Genomic DNA, 17,324 nt, shown 5'->3' on the forward strand with positions numbered 1-17,324 from the left:
GGCATTTCTTTTTGTGCCTATTGAAGTGGAAATCAACGGCTTTACTTTATGTCATTATAAAAGAAAAAAACTGTAGACAAACTCTCAATTTTTTTGAGTTTGTCTACAGTTCCTTTTTATGGCTGTGCCCAATGTTGGTCTAGTTCTTGATCGAGATAGACCCAGCCCTTCCAGGCAATATGAATCGTATCCATTATAAAATAAGGGTCATATTCATGGTCTGTAAAATCAACGTAGTCAACATTGGCAGCCTTTAATACTTGCTGCATCTTATCATAGTACTGCTGACGACGTTCCTCTGGATAGCCATTATAATCATACCAGTAGCCATTAACCGGGATGGATACGAATAATGGCTTGGCACCAGCATCTTTTAACACATCCATGACCAATTGAAAATCTTTATATTCCGGAGACTTCGTGTAATCCTCTTTCTTTCGCATTCCTTTAAACTTTGAAAAATTAGCATTAACAAGTCGCTGGTAAGCGCGATTTTCAATCATGTAGTCATTGGAAACACGTTTCTTTCCGTACGCCTCAGCATGCTGTAATTGCTGTTCAAAGCTTTGATTGGCAATGAGCTTGTCATTGCTTTTTAAGTGATGACCTTTACGTGGGAAAAGGGAATAATATAAATCCTTCTTTTCTAGCAATTCCTTATGGAAGCGCCCTGCCACCATCGCCAAACGTCCCGTAATCGGCTTTTCCTTACCGTTTGACATTTGATATTGATACATCGTTTTTAAGAGACGATCCCGCTCAACGGTATCAAATTCTAGCAGTCGTTCCATGGCGCGTTTACGAAGGTCGGCATCCATCTCTTGATTAAAAGCTAAATCATAGGCATGTAACATCGAATAATTCGGTGAAAAGTGAAATTCACCCATGCCCTTTTCTGTAAACCATTGTGGGGAGATGATGAAAACTAATTTTTTATCCTTTAAATTTCCCTCTTGAGCAGCAAAATTTAAAAAATGAGTAATGGACTGCATTCCCCCACGCCCAATCATAAATGTTGAATACGGCGCTTCAGATGCTCGCGCATAATTATAGGGATGGAAAGGGTCAAAACGATTTAATTCAGAGGAGCCATACAAAGGCATGGAATGAGGCTCCTGTAACATGCGTTCCTGTAAATACGTACCTTGAAAGACAAGTGGAGACATGTTTGTTTTGGCTTGCTCCACATCCTCATCGGAAATCCACGCCTTGATCCATGCATTCGGAAAGAAGACAAAGCCAGTAAAAAGAGCAAAGGCGATAAATAGAGAGAGAAAGCCTTTCTTCATCATTGTCTTTCAGCTAATTTCCCTACAATTCGATTCGGTGTATTCCATTCTTCACGATTAAAATCAGTTATAGGTACAGAAATATTAAAGCGGTTTTCAATTTCTACTAATAAATTAATTGTCCCAAACGAATCTAGCAAACCTTCTTCAAATAAATCAATATCTGGGTTCTCTACAATAATTTCATCTTCACATAACTCGACTAGCATTTCTAAAACTTGTTGTTGATCCATTAATAATTCTCCTTTATTGAACAGGCTCTTTCAGCCCTTGGTTAAAATAATTTGCCAGAAAAAATATAGAAGCCAAAGCATACGGCATTAAACGTAATGAAGACGCCAATAGCATGGGTCCACTTATTTTTAGGCCAGCGCTTATGCTTTTTATTCCAGCGTTCAAACTTATCAAAGCTAATAATTAATAGGGCATGATAGAGTCCGTAGACCACAAAGTGCCATTCTAGGCCATGCCAAATACCCATTAAAAAGAATAGTAAAAAGAAGCCTATATACGAAATAGCGAATTTATTTTTCAGCCACTTTTTCTTCGTCATCCAAAGCACAAAGCGCATATAGACGTAATCTCTAAACCAAAAGGAAAGACTCATATGCCAACGGTTCCAAAAGTCTTTAATATTGCGACTTGCGAATGGACGATTAAAGTTAATAGGCGTTTGTATGCCCATTATTCGGCTCACACCAACAGCAAATGCACTATAGCCAGCAAAATCAAAGAATAAGTAAAAGCTATACATATACATATACGCTAATTGCCCCTGGAAAGGTGTCAAATAGTTATACGTATGATTTGGCAAATAAATGAGGGTGTAGTTGTAAATTAAATACGCCAAAATAAATTTATATAAAAAGCCGACAAAGATATAGTTGAGCCCACTTAACAGCAGCTTTTGATAATCCTCCAAGGAAGGTACAGTATGAAAATCCTTTGTAAAACGTCGCCAGCGATCAATCGGCCCTGATGATACTGTAGGGAAAAATAGTAAGAAATACGCTAGCTCTATGACAGGAATTTTCTCTTTCATTAAGCCGTCACGGGTTTCTAAAATCATTTGCACTGCTTTAAATGTAATGTAGGACACACCAAGGAAGCCAAATAAATGATGTAATCCAAGAATCGGTAGTACCTTCACAAGGACAAGTGGTAATATCGACAAGAGTACAGCTATTATAAAGATTGTTCCACTATTTTGCTGAAGGCGGTAACGCTGATAAGCCACAATAAGGACTATCTGAAAGACCGTAAATAGAATGAGCGAAATGGACCCATTCAATGAATGTCCAAAGATAAGAGCTAAGACAATCAATGACACAAATAGATTATAGTATTTAGAAGATTTGCCTTGTAAACCCAATAGGATTGTTGGTAGTAATAAAAGTCCGATGATCACAAAGAATGCTATATTTCCATAAGGCGTCATACTGTTTCCATAACCGCCAATCCTTTACGATCAACCTTACCGTTCGGATTTAATGGTAAAGCGTCCATATATTTAAACGTTTTTGGTACCATATAAGCAGGCAAATACTCTGATAGAAGTGTTTTTAACTGCTTTGTCATTTTGAAGGGAGAGTCTGTTAATGGCTCGCGCAAAACAACATGTGCACTAAGCGAGATGATCTCCTTTTCTTTATAAATCGGTACAACAACACAGCTTGAAACGGGTGGTAGGTTGCTAATTTGTTTTTCAATTTCCTCAATTTCCAAACGATAACCATGTAGTTTAACCTGGAAATCCTTGCGCCCAGAAAAGAATAAATAACCATCCTGCTCATAGCCTAAATCACCTGTTAGATAGATGCGTTGTTCAGCTACTGTTGAAAAAACCTTCGCTGTTAAATCAGGCGCTCCCAAGTACCCTGCACTGACAGTTGGGCCTGAAATAACAATTTCACCATCTTCTAATAAAGCGACGTTCGGCTCCGTTATAGGGGCAATCGGTAATTGTCCAAAGCGTTCCACTAATGCTTTGGACACCTCTACATAGGATACCGCGACCGTTGTTTCCGTAGGACCGTATAAATTATAAATGGTAGCCTGTGGAAAGCGTGACATTAACTCTTTACATACCGCTATTGGTAAAACCTCGCCGCAAAATAAAAAAGTATCTAATGTCGGTATGAGCTGCTGGTTCCACTCTTTGTTCATTAAACACATCTTGGCGAAGGAAGGTGTAGAAGTCCAAACACGAGTATTCGACGTAGCTAAAGAATCAAATAATGCTTTAGGATTGGCGATTTCTTGCTGTGTAATCGCGTAAAGTGTGTGACCTCCAACAAGAGCCGGGTACAGATCCATGACAGATAAATCAAAGGAATAAGGCGCTTGATTTAAAAATACACCGTCGTCCTGTAAAGGGAAGTTTTCGTGCATCCAAGAGACAAAATGTGCTAAATTACTAGCTGTTATTTGGACACCTTTTGGTTGACCAGTTGAACCAGAAGTGTAAATAATATAATGGATTTCCTCGTTTTGCACCCATGTCGCTGATGATAGGGTAACGTCCTTTGAGGAACTCGCTAAGACATCACTCACCGCCATAACAGGGATATTCGTGAGCATGTGTAATGGCTCTGTTATCAATAATAAACCTGCTCCAGATGCTTCTAAAATAAGCTGTAATCTTTCTATTGGCGTTGAAGAGTCAACAGGTACGTATGAGTGACCAGCTTTTACAGCACCTAAAAAGGCGACAATTTGTAGAGGGGACATATGTCCATAAACGACAATAGGTTGTTGTCTCCGCAAGTTAAGCTTCATCAGATAATCAGCTACATTATCCGATAAGTGCCAAAGCTCACCGTATGTTAAGGAAGCATGGTGCGTTTGATAAGCAGTTTTTTGTGGCTGCTGGAGGGCCACGCGTTCAATAGCTGCTAAAATACTTAACATTATAAAATCTCCTTTATTTAAAATTCCGTATATATAAATGGTCCAGCGTTCATATCATGGAAACCATGTATAAGAAACAGCAGTACCAAAACGATCAAATAAAATAGCGTCAAGGCAATAAAGCGCAAAGGCTCGTTATTTTTGATGGATTGCATTTGTCCACCTCCAATGAAAAAAGTATAGGATTAAATTTTCAAAAAATAGTAATTTACTAGTGAAAAATCCTTACCTTATGTTTTTAACACTGATTTGACGGAATGTGGAGAAAAATGTTGCTGAATTAAGGTGAATTCAGTAAATCATAAGATTAATTTAAGGTAAATTTAAGGTTATGGGGGAAAGTGTGGATTTTACAAACTATTGGTTGGTCTTTTTATGTAAAAAAAGCACGAACATAAGGGAATAATCTCAACTTATGTTCGCGCTATTGTTTTTATTTCACGGCATTCAAAACTTTTTTTGATACATAAAATTCAGAGCCATTATAGATATTTATTGTGTCAAATGTATGGGTCTTTACAGTGTTTGTTGAAGTTTGCTCATACAGCATTGTGTTTTTATTGACTGGGATTTTCACCATCACATCTGCCTTTTGTGCAATAAATGTTGGGTTTTCTTTATCGGATAAGTCAATTTTTGTTGTAAAGCCTTTTTCCGTAAATGCCTTTGTTGCTGGCACATATAAATCATTTGTAAGTGTATTTAAGTCAAAGCCCATGAATTGCGCCATTGTATGAGCTAAATCAGTGTTTTCTACTAGCCCTGTCAGCTTAGATGGACCGAATGAATATAAAAACACATCCTCACCGGTATGACCACCTGTCGTATAGCCAATGTTCGCACGATTTGCCAGCATTTTGACCATTTCACTGCCTAAGTCTTTAGAAAGTTTTAGTTTAGTCAATTCAGTCTTTGTTAATTGATCTAAGCCATAAAGGGCAGCCACTTCTTTTAAATTAGAACGGTCTTCTTTTAATTGACTTAATGCTCCCTCAACGGTCATGGACGCTTTTTTCAACGGATCAATGTAAGCAGAGACTGGAATACTGGAGTAGGTATTAGTCGTGTTGGCATTCCCCATCGTAATCCCGCTATTTCCATGGTCTGTTACGGCAATAACTAATGTATTGCCATCTTCCTTCGCAAAATTAACCGCTTCTTTTACAGCATCATCAAACGATAAAATATCGCTAATGATACCGATTGTATCGTTGGCATGTGCTGCCCAGTCGACCTTGCTACCTTCAACAAAGAGGAAGAAGCCGTCCTCATCCTTTTTTAGCGTATTGATTGCCTTGTTCGTCATTTCAGCAAGCGTAGGCTCGGATGCTCTTGTTTTAGCGCGATCTAAATCATAGGAAAGTGCACTTGGTGCAAAGCTTCCCCAAATTTTTGAAGACTGACTTTTGAATAGTTCATCACGTGTTTGAACTAAATCATAATTTTTTTCTTTCAGAACCTGGATTAAATCCTCGCCATCTTGACGGGCATTTTTTGTAGTTCCTGGTGACAGCGACTCTAAGCCACCACCTAAAACGACGTCAATATTTTGGTAAACTTGCTGTTCAGCAATATCACCATATTGACTTCTATTGTTAACATGCGCTGAAAAACCAGCTGGCGTTGCATGTTGAATTTCAGAAGTAGAAATCAGTCCAGTCGCCTTGCCCTTTTGTTTAGCTCCTTCTAGCACATTGGCTACAGGTCGGAAGGCATCTTGTTGAGCAATTTGTGCTAAACCAGGGGAATTAATCACGGATGGTAAAACGCCTACATATTTATCATTCGATTTATGACCAGTTGCTAAAGCCGTAGCAGCAGGCGCAGAATCTGTAATGGCTGATTCAGCAGAATACGTGCGCATAGCACCAGATAAAATCTCATCCATTGCTAAGCCCTCACCCTTATACCAACGAGAAAGGGTAACCGCATTATTACTGCTCCCATCCATTACAAGCATAATGACATTTGTCGGTTTCTTTACTTCGGCTGCTTCTACCTCTTGTTGTGGGATACTAACTGCGGATAACGTTACAGCACTTGCTAAAAACAATGAAGTCCATTTTTTTGCGTATTTCATGATTTTCCTCCTTTAAATGATTTCAAATGTAAGTGTAAAGGAAGGGTGTAAAGCTACTGTTAAATATTTGTTAATAAAATATGGTAATACTGTAAATGAAGATATAAGAATGGAAGGAATCTGTGCGCTTATCACATGGATTCGATTGAGGCAGTATAACTTTGGTGATGCTGTGAGCCGTCTAATTTAAGAACTTCATTCTTGAATAATACTTCTTCAACCGCTTTCAATTTCAATTATTGCTAAATAGCCAGCATTGTCATAGTCACTACAATAAATGGAGTCTTTGCATAAGCATAGTTGGCACTAGTCGCAGCAAAATAAATATCAGTAGTCCATAAATGACTTAACTTAGTTTTTCATCACAAACTAAAAAATATTCGTAGGAAACTGCAGAGGGTAGGGCTAAATGAAGATGATACCAATGATCATCAACACTAACTTGCCAAATACACTTAACTTCTGCGCATTTAAAATCATTTGGTTCAACAGTGGGTTTGCTTAGTTTGAAAGCCGTAGCTAATGATGCCGCCAATAGGTAATTTTCATTGCCGATTAGTTCACTAAATATATGTTGCCTCAGAAGTATGTAAAAATGCTTTGGAGGCAACTTTTTATTACCGTGTATAGTACAAGTTCTATTAAATGGCAAGCCGTCACCATGCCATAGTTCAATTATTAATAAACAATGGCATGAAGCAATCTATATAGATATTTCCCTTTTTAGCTTATAAACAGGCGATAAATAGAAATATTTTTAGATTTTTCAGTTAATTCCAGTGTGAATCGATAAAAATATTGATATAGTTTTAGATAAAGAGAGTTCAAACGAAATATAACATATTAAACTAGTAGATTATCAAATCGAACAAAAATATCATTTTGTTAAAATAGATAAAAATGATTTTTTATAGAAAAAAGGGGTTTAAAGTAGAAAAATAATTTTATTTGATTTCACTATTTGAAATATAATGCATTTCAAGGAGAAGAGAAGTTGTTATGATACTGATAATAAATTAAAGGGGGGTGCTATAAATGGATACAAAATTACTTAGACAAACATTTGGAAAATTTCCTACAGGTGTGACGGTCGTTACTTGGTTTGATGGTGTGGGGATTAATGGGATTACAGTGAACTCATTTACTTCAGTTTCGTTAGAGCCTGCTCTAGCACTAGTATCTATTGATAAAAAAGCAAATGCGTTATCTCAAATGAAAAACAATGCATTTACAATTAATATTTTATCAGATCAACAGGAGTCTATAGCATGGCAGTTTGCAGGACGTAAGCAAGAAGGGCTTGAAATTACATGGATTAAAGATGGTATAGCTCCAAAAATTGAAGATGTTTGTGCTTTTATCGAATGTAAGCCATGGAAAGAAGTGGATGCGGGAGACCATGTTTTATTTATAGGAGAAATCCTTAATTTTGGATGCACTAATAGTGAAGCGCTTACATTTTTTGAAGGCAAGATGGGCTCGACAAAACAGTTCATACAACAATAGTTATTTAGTAGAGGGGATTATTAATTATGGGAATTAGAACAGGGCAACAATTTATGGATGCATTAAAGTCAAGAAACCCAGAAGTATGGCTAAATGGTCGTTTAGTAGAGAGTGTTTACGATGAACCCTATTTTCAACAACCAATTAAAGAAATTGCAAAGTTATATGATTTACAACATGATCCAAAATATCAAGAAGATTTAACGCATGTATGTGATGAAACAGGGGAGCGTGTAGCCACTTCATTCCTTTTTGCAAAATCCTACGAAGATATTATGAAACGTAGTAAAGCTTTTGAAGTAGTAGCTCGCCAAACTTTTGGCTTGATGGGGAGAACACCAGATTTTTTAAATACAGTGGTAACTTCTTTAGCACAAAATTCTTGGTTCTTGGCGAAATACAACCAAGATTGGGCTAAGAATATTGAAGCTTATTATCGCTATATACGAGATAATGATGTGTTCTTAACTCATGCCATTGTGAATCCACAAAATGACCGAAGTAAAGCATCACATGAACAGACAGATAAGTTTACGCACTTAGGTGTAGTAGAAGAACGTCCTGATGGATTAGTTGTCCGCGGAGCAAAAATGCTAGCAACATTAGCGGCGTTTACGGATGAAGTCATTATCTATTCATACCCAGGATTTGTACCAGGAGACGAGCGTTATGCATTAGCTTTTGCTGTACCGATTGATGTGAAAGGGTTAAAAATTATTTGTCGTGAACCCGTTCAAGATGGTACACGTTCAACATTCGATCATCCACTGGCTTCTCGCTATGAGGAAATGGATGCACTACTCATTTTTGAAGATGTATTAGTACCATGGGATCGTGTGTTTTTATATAACAACGTTGAGGCTGCGAACTTGCTGTATCCAATGACAGGTATTGCTGAACAGCCCGCACATCAGTCAGGGGTTAGAGGATACATTAAACTGGCATTTGCTGTAGAGGTAGCTTGTAAGGTTGCTGATTCGATTGGTGTAGATCAATATTTAAATGTGCAACGTGATCTCGGCGAATTAGTGCAATATGTAGAAGTCATTCGTGCATTGATTCGAACAGCGGAGCATGAATTTACGGTAACAGAGCATGGTGAAGCGCGATTAAATCCAGATGCTTTAGAGACCATTCGCGGCATGATGCCAGAAATATATCCGAGAGCCATTGAAGTCATGCAAACAATTGGTGCAGGCGGTTTGCTAATGATGCCAACTGAAGCTGATTTCTTAAATCCAGAGCTTCGTCCAAGCATTGATCGTCATTATGGTGGACGAGAAGGTGTAGATGCAGAACTAAGAATGAAAATCTTTAAGCTAGCCTGGGATTTATGTGGTGAAGGGTTTGGTATGAGAGCGCTTCAATACGAACGCTATTATACAGGAGATCCAATACGGAAACGTGCTATTTACTACAATAAATTTAAGAAACGGTACTCCTTTGATTTAGTTGAATCCATTCTTGCGAAAGAAGATGTAGGCGAGAAACAAACAGTATAAATTGAACTTGGAGGTGAAGCATTTGATTTCATCGGTAAAAAAAATCTCACGCATTATCGATTTATTTTTGGATGGCGAACCATCTTTAAGTAATAAAGAAATCGCAGAAAAGCTAAATTTACCTCCGAGTTCAGTCCATCATTTCTTAAAAACAATGTGTCAAGAAAGTATTCTCTTGCAAGGCAGTGATAAGCGTTACCGATTAGGCTGGAAAATTCTTGAGTGGAGTAACAAAGTTATGTATTACCAAGAAATTAATTTTGAAGCAGGCCCTATAATAAGTAATTTGGTTGCGCGTTTTAAAGGTACTTCACATATTGGGATGTTTGATAATGGGGAAGTTCGATTTGTATACAAGGCTATGTCTCCACATGCGGATATAGTACCAACATTTGTCGGTATGACTCGTTATCCTGCTTATTCAACAAGCATTGGGAAAGTATTATTAACGTATAATCCAGCATTTATGTTGCCGATGTTGGAAAAAGGCATGTTTAAGCAAACTGCCAATACTATCACCTCTGTAGATGATTTGAAAAAGGAGCTTGAAGTAGTTTATAAAAACGGCTATGCCATTAGCGATCAGGAAAATGCGTCCAATACTTATGGGGTTGCAGCACCTATTAAAACCTATAATGGTCAAGTTGTAGCAGCCCTTAACTTAGTAGGTGAAAAAAGTTATATGAACGGTAAGGATAAACAGGCAATTGTTCGTGAGGTAATTCGTTCAGCAGAACTAATTTCGAGACAACTAGGCTATATGACAATAAATTATTAAATTTAAAATTAGGAGGAATTCAATTATGTCCAATTCAACGCAAGTAAGTAAATTACAAGCCCGTTCTCAAAACATTTTTAAAATCATTGAGGAGAACAAGCATTTACTAAAACCGCCAGTGAATAATAAAGTGCTATGGGAAGACTCTGAGTTTTTAATTATGTTGCTTGGTGGCCCTAATGCTCGTCGTGAATTCCATGTTGACCCATCAGATGAACTATTCTATCAAATTAAAGGTTCTTGTTTTGTAGAGGTTATTAATGATGAAGGTAAACGTGAAGTAATTGAAGTGAAGGAAGGCGAAATGTTTATGCTACCAGCAAACGTCCCTCATTCACCACACCGCGTTGCAGACACATATGGAATTGTCGTGGAGAGAAAACGTAAAGAAGGCGAGTTAGAGGATTTAGTATGGCTATGCAGTGAATGTGACCATGAATTGTATCGTCTACGCGTACAAGTAACAAACATTGGGAAACAAATCTCAGATGGTATTGATTACTTCAACGCTTCTAAAGATTTACGTCAATGTGATAGTTGTGGACATGTAATGCCTGAGACTGTAAGTGAATGGCAATGAGAATCGATTTTCATACACATATTTATCCGAGAGATTTACCGAATTTTGCTAGTAAGTATGATAATGATAAGTGGCCTGTCTTAGAGCAAAAATGTTCTTGTGGAGCGGATATTATGGTAAGTGGTGAAGTATTTAGGGAAGTGACCAATCAAGTGTGGGACACAAAAAAACGCATTGAGGATATGGATCATGAGGGTGTAGATATGCAGGTTATTTCACCCGTACCTGTCACATTTTCTTATTGGGCACCTATTGAACAAGCGGTAGAGCTTGCACAATTCCAAAATAACTTTATTGCAGATGTTGTTAAAGCACATCCAGATCGTTTTATCGGCCTAGGAACTGTACCGTTGCAAGATGCAAAAGCGGCTGTTGTGGAGTTAAAACGGTGCAAAGAAATAGGTCTAGCCGGAATTGAAATTGGCACTAATATCAATGGAGAAAATTTGGACAGCGAGTATTTACTGCCATTTTTTGAAGCGGCAGAACAATATGAAATGCCGCTCTTTATTCATCCTTGGGAAACCTTAGCACAAGAGAGAACACCAAGACATAACTTTTTATATACAATTGGCATGCCGAGTGAAACAGCTTTAGCGGCAGCGAGCTTGGTGTGGAGTGGTGTAATGGAAAAGTGTCCGAATTTAAAGGTTTGTTTTGCCCATGGTGGCGGATCATTCCCTTATATTCTTCCACGTCTAGACCAAGGTTGGGATGTTTGGCCAAGCCTTAGACGTACAAAATATCCTCCAAGCCACTACACGAAAAATTTTTACTTTGATTCATTAGTATATGAATCACAAAATCTACATTACTTAATTGAACGTTTTGGCCATGAGAAAATTATGATGGGATCAGACTATCCATTTTTACTAAGAGAAATTAACCCTGGAAAAATCATAGATGAAACCTTGGACTTATCAGAAGAAGTACGTAAAGCCATTCTAGGTGAAAACGCTATGTCATTTTTAAATGTAGAAAGGAGCAGGGTTCTAAATGGTAAATCAAGTGAAAACGCCTGAAGAACGCTTGCAAGAGCTTGGAATAGAACTTGCTGAGCCAAGGGAAGCAGTTGGAAATTACGTTGGTTGTGTACGAACAGGTAATTTAATTTTTACATCAGGTCAAGGTGTCGATCAGTATCATGGCAAATTAGGTGAAGATTTAACAGTAAATGATGGCTATGCAGCTTGTCGCCAATCGATGATTAACCTGTTATCTGTATTGAAATCTGAATTAGGTGATTTATCGAAGGTGAAGCGTATTGTAAAAATTTTAGGAATGGTCAATTCTACGCCTGATTTTACACAACAGCCAAAAGTTATGAATGGTGCATCAGATTTATTAGTGGATGTTTTTGGAGAACGAGGCAAACATGCCCGTTCAGCAGTTGGGATGGCACAACTTCCTAATAATACAGCCATTGAAATAGAAATGGTTGTTGAAATTTCAGAATAATCAAAAAGCGACTTTGAGAAAAAGGTAAAACACTCTTTTTCTTAAAGTCGCTCCATAATTGAGGGAGTGAAAAGTGATGCAACATGCAACGTTTAAAACGAAAAGTATTAATTGTCGTAATTTCATAAACGGTGAATTCATTGACGCTACAGATGGGAAAGTGTTTGAAAATATAAATCCTGCTACAGAAGAAGTCATTGGATGGGTAGCAGAAGCGACTAGGGAAGAAGTCGATGCAGCAGTACAATCTGCAAAAGCTGCTTTGAAAGGACCGTGGGGAAAATTCACTGTCAAAGAGCGCTCTCTACTGTTACGACGTATTGGCGACCTCATTTTAGAAAATGTTGAAGAACTTGCTGCTTTAGAAACGATAGATACAGGCAAGCCGTATCATTTAGCGATAGAAATGGATATTAAACGTGCAGCACATAATTTCCACTTCTTTGCGGATTACGTTACTTCACTTGGCAATGAATCTTATAACCAAGACAATATGGCACTTCATTATTCAGTGACACGACCAGTAGGTGTCGTGGCTATGATTAATCCTTGGAATTTACCATTACTACTTTTAACTTGGAAATTAGCCCCTTGCTTAGCAGCAGGTAGTACTGCTGTTATGAAACCGGCGGAGCTTACACCAATGACAGCTACTCGCTTGGTTGAATTATGTCAAGAAGCGGGGATACCAGATGGTGTTGTAAATTTAGTTCACGGTTTTGGTGGGAATTCAGCAGGCGCTTTTCTATCAGAACACCCTGATGTAGATGCTATTACATTTACAGGGGAAACTAAAACAGGCACTACTATTATGAAGGCTGCTGCCCCTACATTGAAAAAAGTTTCATTTGAATTAGGGGGCAAAAATCCTACTATTATTTTTAAAGATTCGGACCTAGATGAAGTTCTTGCAACAACGCTAAAATCAAGCTTTACAAACCAAGGGCAAGTGTGTCTCTGTGGTTCTCGTATATATGTAGAACGTGATATTTATAAAGAATTTGTGGAGAAATTTGTAGCTCGTACAAAAGAATTAAAAATTGGAGATCCATTTGATGCAACGACAGATATCGGCTCTGTCGTAGGGAAAGAGCATTATGAAAAAGTAATGGGTTACATTCAAATTGCCAGAGAAGAGGGTGGCAATATTCTTACAGGCGGTGGTCGTCCAGCTACTATCGATAAAGGCTACTATATTGAGCCAACAATTATTACAGATTTAACGGATCAGGACCGTTGTGTACGCGAAGAAATTTTTGGCCCAGTTGTTACAGTATTACCTTTTGATACAGAAGACGACGTGATTTCCCGTGCAAATGATACAAATTACGGCTTAGGTGCAACTATTTGGACAAATGATTTAAGACGTGCACATCGTGTTGCAGGTCAAATTGAATCAGGCATCGTTTGGGTAAATACATGGTATTTAAGAGATCTTCGAACACCATTTGGTGGGATGAAACACAGCGGAATTGGGCGTGAAGGTGGCGCACACAGCTTTGAATTCTACTGCGAGGTCTCAAACGTAACAATTAAATTATAACTTGGGGGGAAAGCATGGTAGTGAATCTAATTGAATGGTCTAACAAATTATTAGAAGCAGAAAGAACACGCATTGGCATTGAGCCGATTACTCAATCAGCTAAAGATATTTCATTGAAAGATGCTTACTCCATTCAACTTGAAATCATTAATAGGAAGTTACTGAATGGCCATAAAATTACAGGTAAAAAAATTGGTTTGACATCTTTAGCAATGCAAAATCTATTAAACGTGGATGAACCAGATTATGGGCATCTTTTATCGAATATGGAAATTACAGAAGGAAAAACAGAACGATCAAGTTATTTAAAGCCGAAAGTCGAAGGCGAAATTGCGTTTGTACTGAAGTCTCCTTTAAAGGGACCTAATGTCACTGTTAAGGAGGTACTTGAAGCAACAGATTATATTGTAGCTAGTCTTGAAATCGTAGATAGTCGCATTGCCAATTGGCAAATAAAATTGCTCGATACCATTGCAGATAATGCTTCCTCTGCAAAATACGTACTAGGTCAAGTGAAACGAGAGGTCTTCAATGTCGACTTACCAGCAATCGAAATGCAGCTTTATAAAAATGGAGCGTTTATGAATGAAGGAAAGGGAGAAGATGTTTTAGGCAATCCAGCAAGTTGTGTAGCTTGGCTTGTAAACCGTCTAGCAGATTTCAATATTGGTGTTGAAGCAGGAGAGGTTATATTATCAGGTGCTTTATCGGCAGCATTGGATGCTGAACAAGGTGATAAGTTCACAGCCGACTTCGGTGAATTATTAGGTACAGTCGAACTAGAGTTTGTGTAAAGGGAGGAAGCTAGCATGACAAAAATAAAAGTGGGCATTATTGGTTCAGGTAATATTGGTACGGATTTAATGATGAAAATCCAAAGATCTCCGTACTTAGAGATGTCAGTACTTATTGGCATTGATCCTGAATCAGATGGCTTAAGACGTGCACAAGAGGCAGGTTTTCAGACGATTTCCAATGGGATTGAAGGATTTCTAGAGCAACCACATTTGGCGGATATTTTATTTGATGCAACATCAGCAAAGGCACATATTGCTCATGTGAAAGCTTTACAAGGTTTAAACAAAAGACTAATAGATTTAACGCCAGCCGCTGTAGGTCCATTTGTTGTACCGACGGTGAATTTGACAGAGCATATGGAAAAGCCTGTTGTAAACATGATTACGTGTGGAGGTCAGGCGACGATACCAATCATCTACGCCATTAGCCGTGTACAAAGTGTTGATTACGCTGAAATTGTTGCAACAATTGCTTCGAAAAGTGCAGGTCCAGGAACGCGAGCTAATATCGATGAATTTACAGAAACAACATCCAATGCAATTGAGCTGATTGGCGGTGCAAAAAAAGGAAAGGCAATTATTATTTTAAACCCAGCAGAGCCACCTTTATTGATGCGTGATACGGTGTTATGTCTCCTTGAAGAAGAAGCGAATACGGAAGAGATTATTAAATCCGTAAAAAATATGGTCGCAAAAGTAAATGAATATGTACCAGGTTATCGCTTGAAGCTAGATCCGATTGTAGATGGAAAGAAAGTTACCGTATTTATTGAAGTAGAGGGATTGGGAGATTATTTACCGATCTATGCTGGAAATTTGGATATTATGACGGCCGCTGGATTGAAGGTGGCTGAAGAAATGGCAAAAACAATGAGCGTTAGGGAGGTGGAAGTGCGATGAGTCAAATCTATTTAACAGAGGTTGCACTTCGTGATGGTAGCCATGTGGTTGCCCATCAATTTTCTTCTGAGCAAGTTCGTTATGTAACGAAGCAATTAAGTGAAGCCGGTGTACCGTATATTGAAGTCACGCATGGAGATGGTTTAGGAGGCTCGTCCCTTCAATATGGTTTTTCTAAAGAGCATGATATTGCGTTAATTAGAGCGGCAGCAGAAGTTGCTGGAGATTCTAAAATAACGGTTTTGCTTATTCCTGGAATTGGCACAATACATCATTTAAAAGAGGCTTATGAGGCAGGTGCTCGAGTTGTTCGTGTTGCTACACATGTAACGGAGGCAGATGTATCAAAGCAACATATTGAAACAGCGAAAGCACTAGGGATGGAGGCATTTGGGTTTTTAATGATGTCACATTCTGCATCACCTGAAAAAGTATTAGAGCAGGCGTTGTTAATGGAATCATATGGGGCTGATGCCGTGTATGTTACGGACTCAGCAGGGGCTATGCTACCGTCTGATGTACAGAATCGTATTCGTTTATTACGTGCTCATTTAAACATTGAGATTGGTTTTCATGCGCATAATAATTTGTCTCTGGCTGTTGCCAATACACTTGTAGCGATTCAAGAAGGTGCTACACGTATCGATGGCAGTATTTGTTGTTTAGGTGCAGGAGCAGGCAATACACAAACTGAGGTATTGGTCGCAGTATTAAATCGCATGGGTATTGAAACAGGCATAGATTTATACCAAATACTCGATCTGGCTGATTATGTTCGTGCCAATATTTTGCCACATCCACAAGATATTACGACAGGTAGTTTAGTAATGGGCTATGCAGGCGTATATTCAAGCTTTTTACGTCATGCCAATATAGCTGCTGAAAAAGTGGGTGTTGATGCTAGAGATATTTTAGTAGAGTTAGGCAAATTAAATGTTGTAGGTGGACAAGAGGATACGATCATTGAAGTAGCACAAAAAATTGCACAACAGAAAGTGGGGAGTGCATAGTGTCTTTATTTGAATATGCTGAGCGGGTGGCGGAAGCACAAGCAACAAAAGAGGCAGTTGAAAAGATTACTAACTCAAAACCAAATTTGACAGTAGAAGAAGCCTATGAGATTCAAAAAATTAGTATGGAAAAAACGATGACAGCTGACAATCGGTTTATCGGTTGGAAAATGGGCCTAACAAGCATTGCTAAACAGCAACAAGTAGGGGTGGATTCTCCAATTTATGGGCGTTTAACCTCACAAATGAATCTTAGGACAAATGAAATTATAGCTGCTGAATATATTCATCCACGTGTGGAAGCAGAGGTAGCCTTTGTTTTTAAAAAAGAGCTACAAGGTGCGGATTTAACACCATTAGAAGTATGGGATGCGATTGAAAACGTATTTCTAGCACTTGAAGTCATTGACAGTCGCTATAAAAACTTTTCATTTACTTTACCTGATGTAATAGCTGATAATGCTTCTTCATCGAAAATTTGGCTGAGTGCGCAAGCATTTTCACCTTATACATGTGATTGGGCTTCTATAGAAGTCATTTTGAAACAAAATGGAGAAGAGAAACTACATGGTACAGGAGCTGCGGTACTTGGTCATCCCATTTATTCGGTCATTGAATTATTAACGATGTTAGCAAAAGAAGGTAGAGGTATTTTGCCTGGTCAACTCGTTTTAACAGGTGGCATAACAGATGCAATTCCAGTAAAAGCTGGTGATGAAATAGAAGCAGACTATGGGACACTTGGCAAGCTAACATTAGTTGTGAAGTAGCGGGGACTAAATATGCCAATTGTTCAAATTCAGTTATTAGAAGGACGGTCTGTGGAGCAAAAGAAAAAAATTATACAAGAAGTTACAACTACCATTGTTCAAACGGCACGAGTTCCAATTGATAGTGTAAGAGTTATTTTAATAGAAGTGCCACCCGTTCATTGGGGAATTAGTGGAAAGACGAAGGCGGAGCCATAACCA

The 17,324-nt window shown here is 38.3% G+C and carries 18 protein-coding genes; 12 read left to right on the plus strand and 6 right to left on the minus strand.

Features of this window, described 5'->3' with window-relative positions; translation table 11 throughout:
• Positions 1-116 precede the first annotated feature (116 nt).
• The 6 genes from dltD to MHI34_RS11755 all read right to left on the minus strand — a co-directional run bounded on the left by dltD (position 117) and on the right by MHI34_RS11755 (position 6,279).
• Positions 117-1,292, minus strand: coding sequence for a D-alanyl-lipoteichoic acid biosynthesis protein DltD (gene dltD / locus MHI34_RS11730; protein ID WP_058844371.1), 1,176 nt, complete (start codon positions 1,290-1,292; stop codon positions 117-119).
• The gene (gene dltC / locus MHI34_RS11735) at positions 1,289-1,522 is read right to left on the minus strand and encodes a D-alanine--poly(phosphoribitol) ligase subunit 2 (RefSeq protein ID WP_036121183.1); all 234 of its coding nucleotides are present in this window, start codon (positions 1,520-1,522) and stop codon (positions 1,289-1,291) included. The genes dltD and dltC overlap by 4 nt, the downstream gene beginning before the upstream one ends.
• Positions 1,523-1,563: 41 nt before the next feature.
• Complete coding sequence (gene dltB, locus MHI34_RS11740) at positions 1,564-2,727, minus strand: D-alanyl-lipoteichoic acid biosynthesis protein DltB (RefSeq protein WP_342503447.1); 1,164 nt, start codon at positions 2,725-2,727, stop codon at positions 1,564-1,566.
• The gene (gene dltA / locus MHI34_RS11745) at positions 2,724-4,199 is read right to left on the minus strand and encodes a D-alanine--poly(phosphoribitol) ligase subunit DltA (protein WP_342503448.1); all 1,476 of its coding nucleotides are present in this window, start codon (positions 4,197-4,199) and stop codon (positions 2,724-2,726) included. Before dltA ends, dltB begins: the two co-directional genes overlap by 4 nt.
• A gap of 17 nt (positions 4,200-4,216) precedes the next feature.
• Positions 4,217-4,354, minus strand: coding sequence for a teichoic acid D-Ala incorporation-associated protein DltX (locus tag MHI34_RS11750; protein ID WP_036121175.1), 138 nt, complete (start codon positions 4,352-4,354; stop codon positions 4,217-4,219).
• 278 nt (positions 4,355-4,632) lie between these two features.
• On the minus strand, positions 4,633-6,279 hold the full coding sequence (locus MHI34_RS11755; RefSeq protein ID WP_342503449.1) for an alkaline phosphatase: 1,647 nt from the start codon (positions 6,277-6,279) through the stop codon (positions 4,633-4,635).
• 1,035 nt (positions 6,280-7,314) lie between these two features.
• On the opposite strand from MHI34_RS11755, the gene MHI34_RS11760 reads away from it, so the two are divergent.
• From MHI34_RS11760 to MHI34_RS11815, 12 genes are all read left to right on the plus strand, one after another.
• On the plus strand, positions 7,315-7,785 hold the full coding sequence (locus MHI34_RS11760) for a flavin reductase family protein (protein ID WP_342503450.1): 471 nt from the start codon (positions 7,315-7,317) through the stop codon (positions 7,783-7,785).
• Between the two features lie 26 nt (positions 7,786-7,811).
• Positions 7,812-9,287, plus strand: coding sequence for a 4-hydroxyphenylacetate 3-hydroxylase N-terminal domain-containing protein (locus tag MHI34_RS11765; protein WP_036121163.1), 1,476 nt, complete (start codon positions 7,812-7,814; stop codon positions 9,285-9,287).
• A 22-nt stretch (positions 9,288-9,309) separates the two neighbouring features.
• Positions 9,310-10,065 carry an IclR family transcriptional regulator gene (locus MHI34_RS11770; RefSeq protein WP_036121159.1) on the plus strand — a complete coding sequence of 252 codons (756 nt, stop codon included), beginning with the start codon at positions 9,310-9,312 and terminating at the stop codon, positions 10,063-10,065.
• Positions 10,066-10,090: 25 nt separating this feature from the next.
• Entirely contained in the window at positions 10,091-10,645 is a 555-nt protein-coding gene (locus tag MHI34_RS11775; RefSeq protein WP_036121155.1) for a 3-hydroxyanthranilate 3,4-dioxygenase, read from the plus strand.
• On the plus strand, positions 10,636-11,667 hold the full coding sequence (locus MHI34_RS11780) for an amidohydrolase family protein (RefSeq protein WP_036121153.1): 1,032 nt from the start codon (positions 10,636-10,638) through the stop codon (positions 11,665-11,667). The genes MHI34_RS11775 and MHI34_RS11780 overlap by 10 nt, the downstream gene beginning before the upstream one ends.
• Complete coding sequence (locus MHI34_RS11785) at positions 11,642-12,103, plus strand: RidA family protein (RefSeq protein ID WP_036121150.1); 462 nt, start codon at positions 11,642-11,644, stop codon at positions 12,101-12,103. The genes MHI34_RS11780 and MHI34_RS11785 overlap by 26 nt, the downstream gene beginning before the upstream one ends.
• Before the next feature lie 76 nt (positions 12,104-12,179).
• Positions 12,180-13,646 (plus strand): aldehyde dehydrogenase, encoded by a 1,467-nt coding sequence (locus MHI34_RS11790; protein ID WP_342503451.1) that lies wholly within the window; start codon positions 12,180-12,182, stop codon positions 13,644-13,646.
• A gap of 14 nt (positions 13,647-13,660) precedes the next feature.
• Positions 13,661-14,440: a fumarylacetoacetate hydrolase family protein gene (locus MHI34_RS11795; protein WP_141904946.1), complete on the plus strand. Its 780-nt coding sequence runs from the start codon at positions 13,661-13,663 to the stop codon at positions 14,438-14,440.
• Between the two features lie 15 nt (positions 14,441-14,455).
• Positions 14,456-15,343 carry an acetaldehyde dehydrogenase (acetylating) gene (locus MHI34_RS11800; protein ID WP_342503452.1) on the plus strand — a complete coding sequence of 296 codons (888 nt, stop codon included), beginning with the start codon at positions 14,456-14,458 and terminating at the stop codon, positions 15,341-15,343.
• Positions 15,340-16,353, plus strand: a complete 1,014-nt coding sequence (gene dmpG, locus MHI34_RS11805) for a 4-hydroxy-2-oxovalerate aldolase (protein WP_089933846.1) — start codon at positions 15,340-15,342, stop codon at positions 16,351-16,353. The genes MHI34_RS11800 and dmpG overlap by 4 nt, the downstream gene beginning before the upstream one ends.
• Positions 16,353-17,123 (plus strand): fumarylacetoacetate hydrolase family protein, encoded by a 771-nt coding sequence (locus MHI34_RS11810; protein WP_271910887.1) that lies wholly within the window; start codon positions 16,353-16,355, stop codon positions 17,121-17,123. The genes dmpG and MHI34_RS11810 overlap by 1 nt, the downstream gene beginning before the upstream one ends.
• Before the next feature lie 12 nt (positions 17,124-17,135).
• Complete coding sequence (locus tag MHI34_RS11815; protein ID WP_036116769.1) at positions 17,136-17,321, plus strand: 2-hydroxymuconate tautomerase; 186 nt, start codon at positions 17,136-17,138, stop codon at positions 17,319-17,321.
• The last annotated feature ends 3 nt before the right edge of the window (positions 17,322-17,324 follow it).

It is taken from the genome of Lysinibacillus sp. FSL L8-0126, assembly GCF_038630385.1.
GTDB classification, from domain to species: Bacteria; Bacillota; Bacilli; order Bacillales_A; family Planococcaceae; genus Lysinibacillus; species Lysinibacillus fusiformis_D.

Bases quoted from the DNA above. Each gene is read 5' to 3' on its own strand.
- dltD (WP_058844371.1), bottom strand. From the start codon at position 1,292: ATGATGAAGAAAGGCTTTCTCTCTCTATTTATCGCCTTTGCTCTTTTT.
- dltC (WP_036121183.1), bottom strand. From the start codon at position 1,522: ATGGATCAACAACAAGTTTTAGAAATGCTAGTCGAGTTATGTGAAGAT.
- dltB (WP_342503447.1), bottom strand. From the start codon at position 2,727: ATGACGCCTTATGGAAATATAGCATTCTTTGTGATCATCGGACTTTTA.
- dltA (WP_342503448.1), bottom strand. From the start codon at position 4,199: ATGTTAAGTATTTTAGCAGCTATTGAACGCGTGGCCCTCCAGCAGCCA.
- MHI34_RS11750 (WP_036121175.1), bottom strand. From the start codon at position 4,354: ATGCAATCCATCAAAAATAACGAGCCTTTGCGCTTTATTGCCTTGACG.
- MHI34_RS11755 (WP_342503449.1), bottom strand. From the start codon at position 6,279: ATGAAATACGCAAAAAAATGGACTTCATTGTTTTTAGCAAGTGCTGTA.
- MHI34_RS11760 (WP_342503450.1), top strand. From the start codon at position 7,315: ATGGATACAAAATTACTTAGACAAACATTTGGAAAATTTCCTACAGGT.
- MHI34_RS11765 (WP_036121163.1), top strand. From the start codon at position 7,812: ATGGGAATTAGAACAGGGCAACAATTTATGGATGCATTAAAGTCAAGA.
- MHI34_RS11775 (WP_036121155.1), top strand. From the start codon at position 10,091: ATGTCCAATTCAACGCAAGTAAGTAAATTACAAGCCCGTTCTCAAAAC.
- MHI34_RS11780 (WP_036121153.1), top strand. From the start codon at position 10,636: ATGGCAATGAGAATCGATTTTCATACACATATTTATCCGAGAGATTTA.
- MHI34_RS11785 (WP_036121150.1), top strand. From the start codon at position 11,642: ATGGTAAATCAAGTGAAAACGCCTGAAGAACGCTTGCAAGAGCTTGGA.
- MHI34_RS11790 (WP_342503451.1), top strand. From the start codon at position 12,180: ATGCAACATGCAACGTTTAAAACGAAAAGTATTAATTGTCGTAATTTC.
- MHI34_RS11795 (WP_141904946.1), top strand. From the start codon at position 13,661: ATGGTAGTGAATCTAATTGAATGGTCTAACAAATTATTAGAAGCAGAA.
- MHI34_RS11800 (WP_342503452.1), top strand. From the start codon at position 14,456: ATGACAAAAATAAAAGTGGGCATTATTGGTTCAGGTAATATTGGTACG.
- dmpG (WP_089933846.1), top strand. From the start codon at position 15,340: ATGAGTCAAATCTATTTAACAGAGGTTGCACTTCGTGATGGTAGCCAT.
- MHI34_RS11815 (WP_036116769.1), top strand. From the start codon at position 17,136: ATGCCAATTGTTCAAATTCAGTTATTAGAAGGACGGTCTGTGGAGCAA.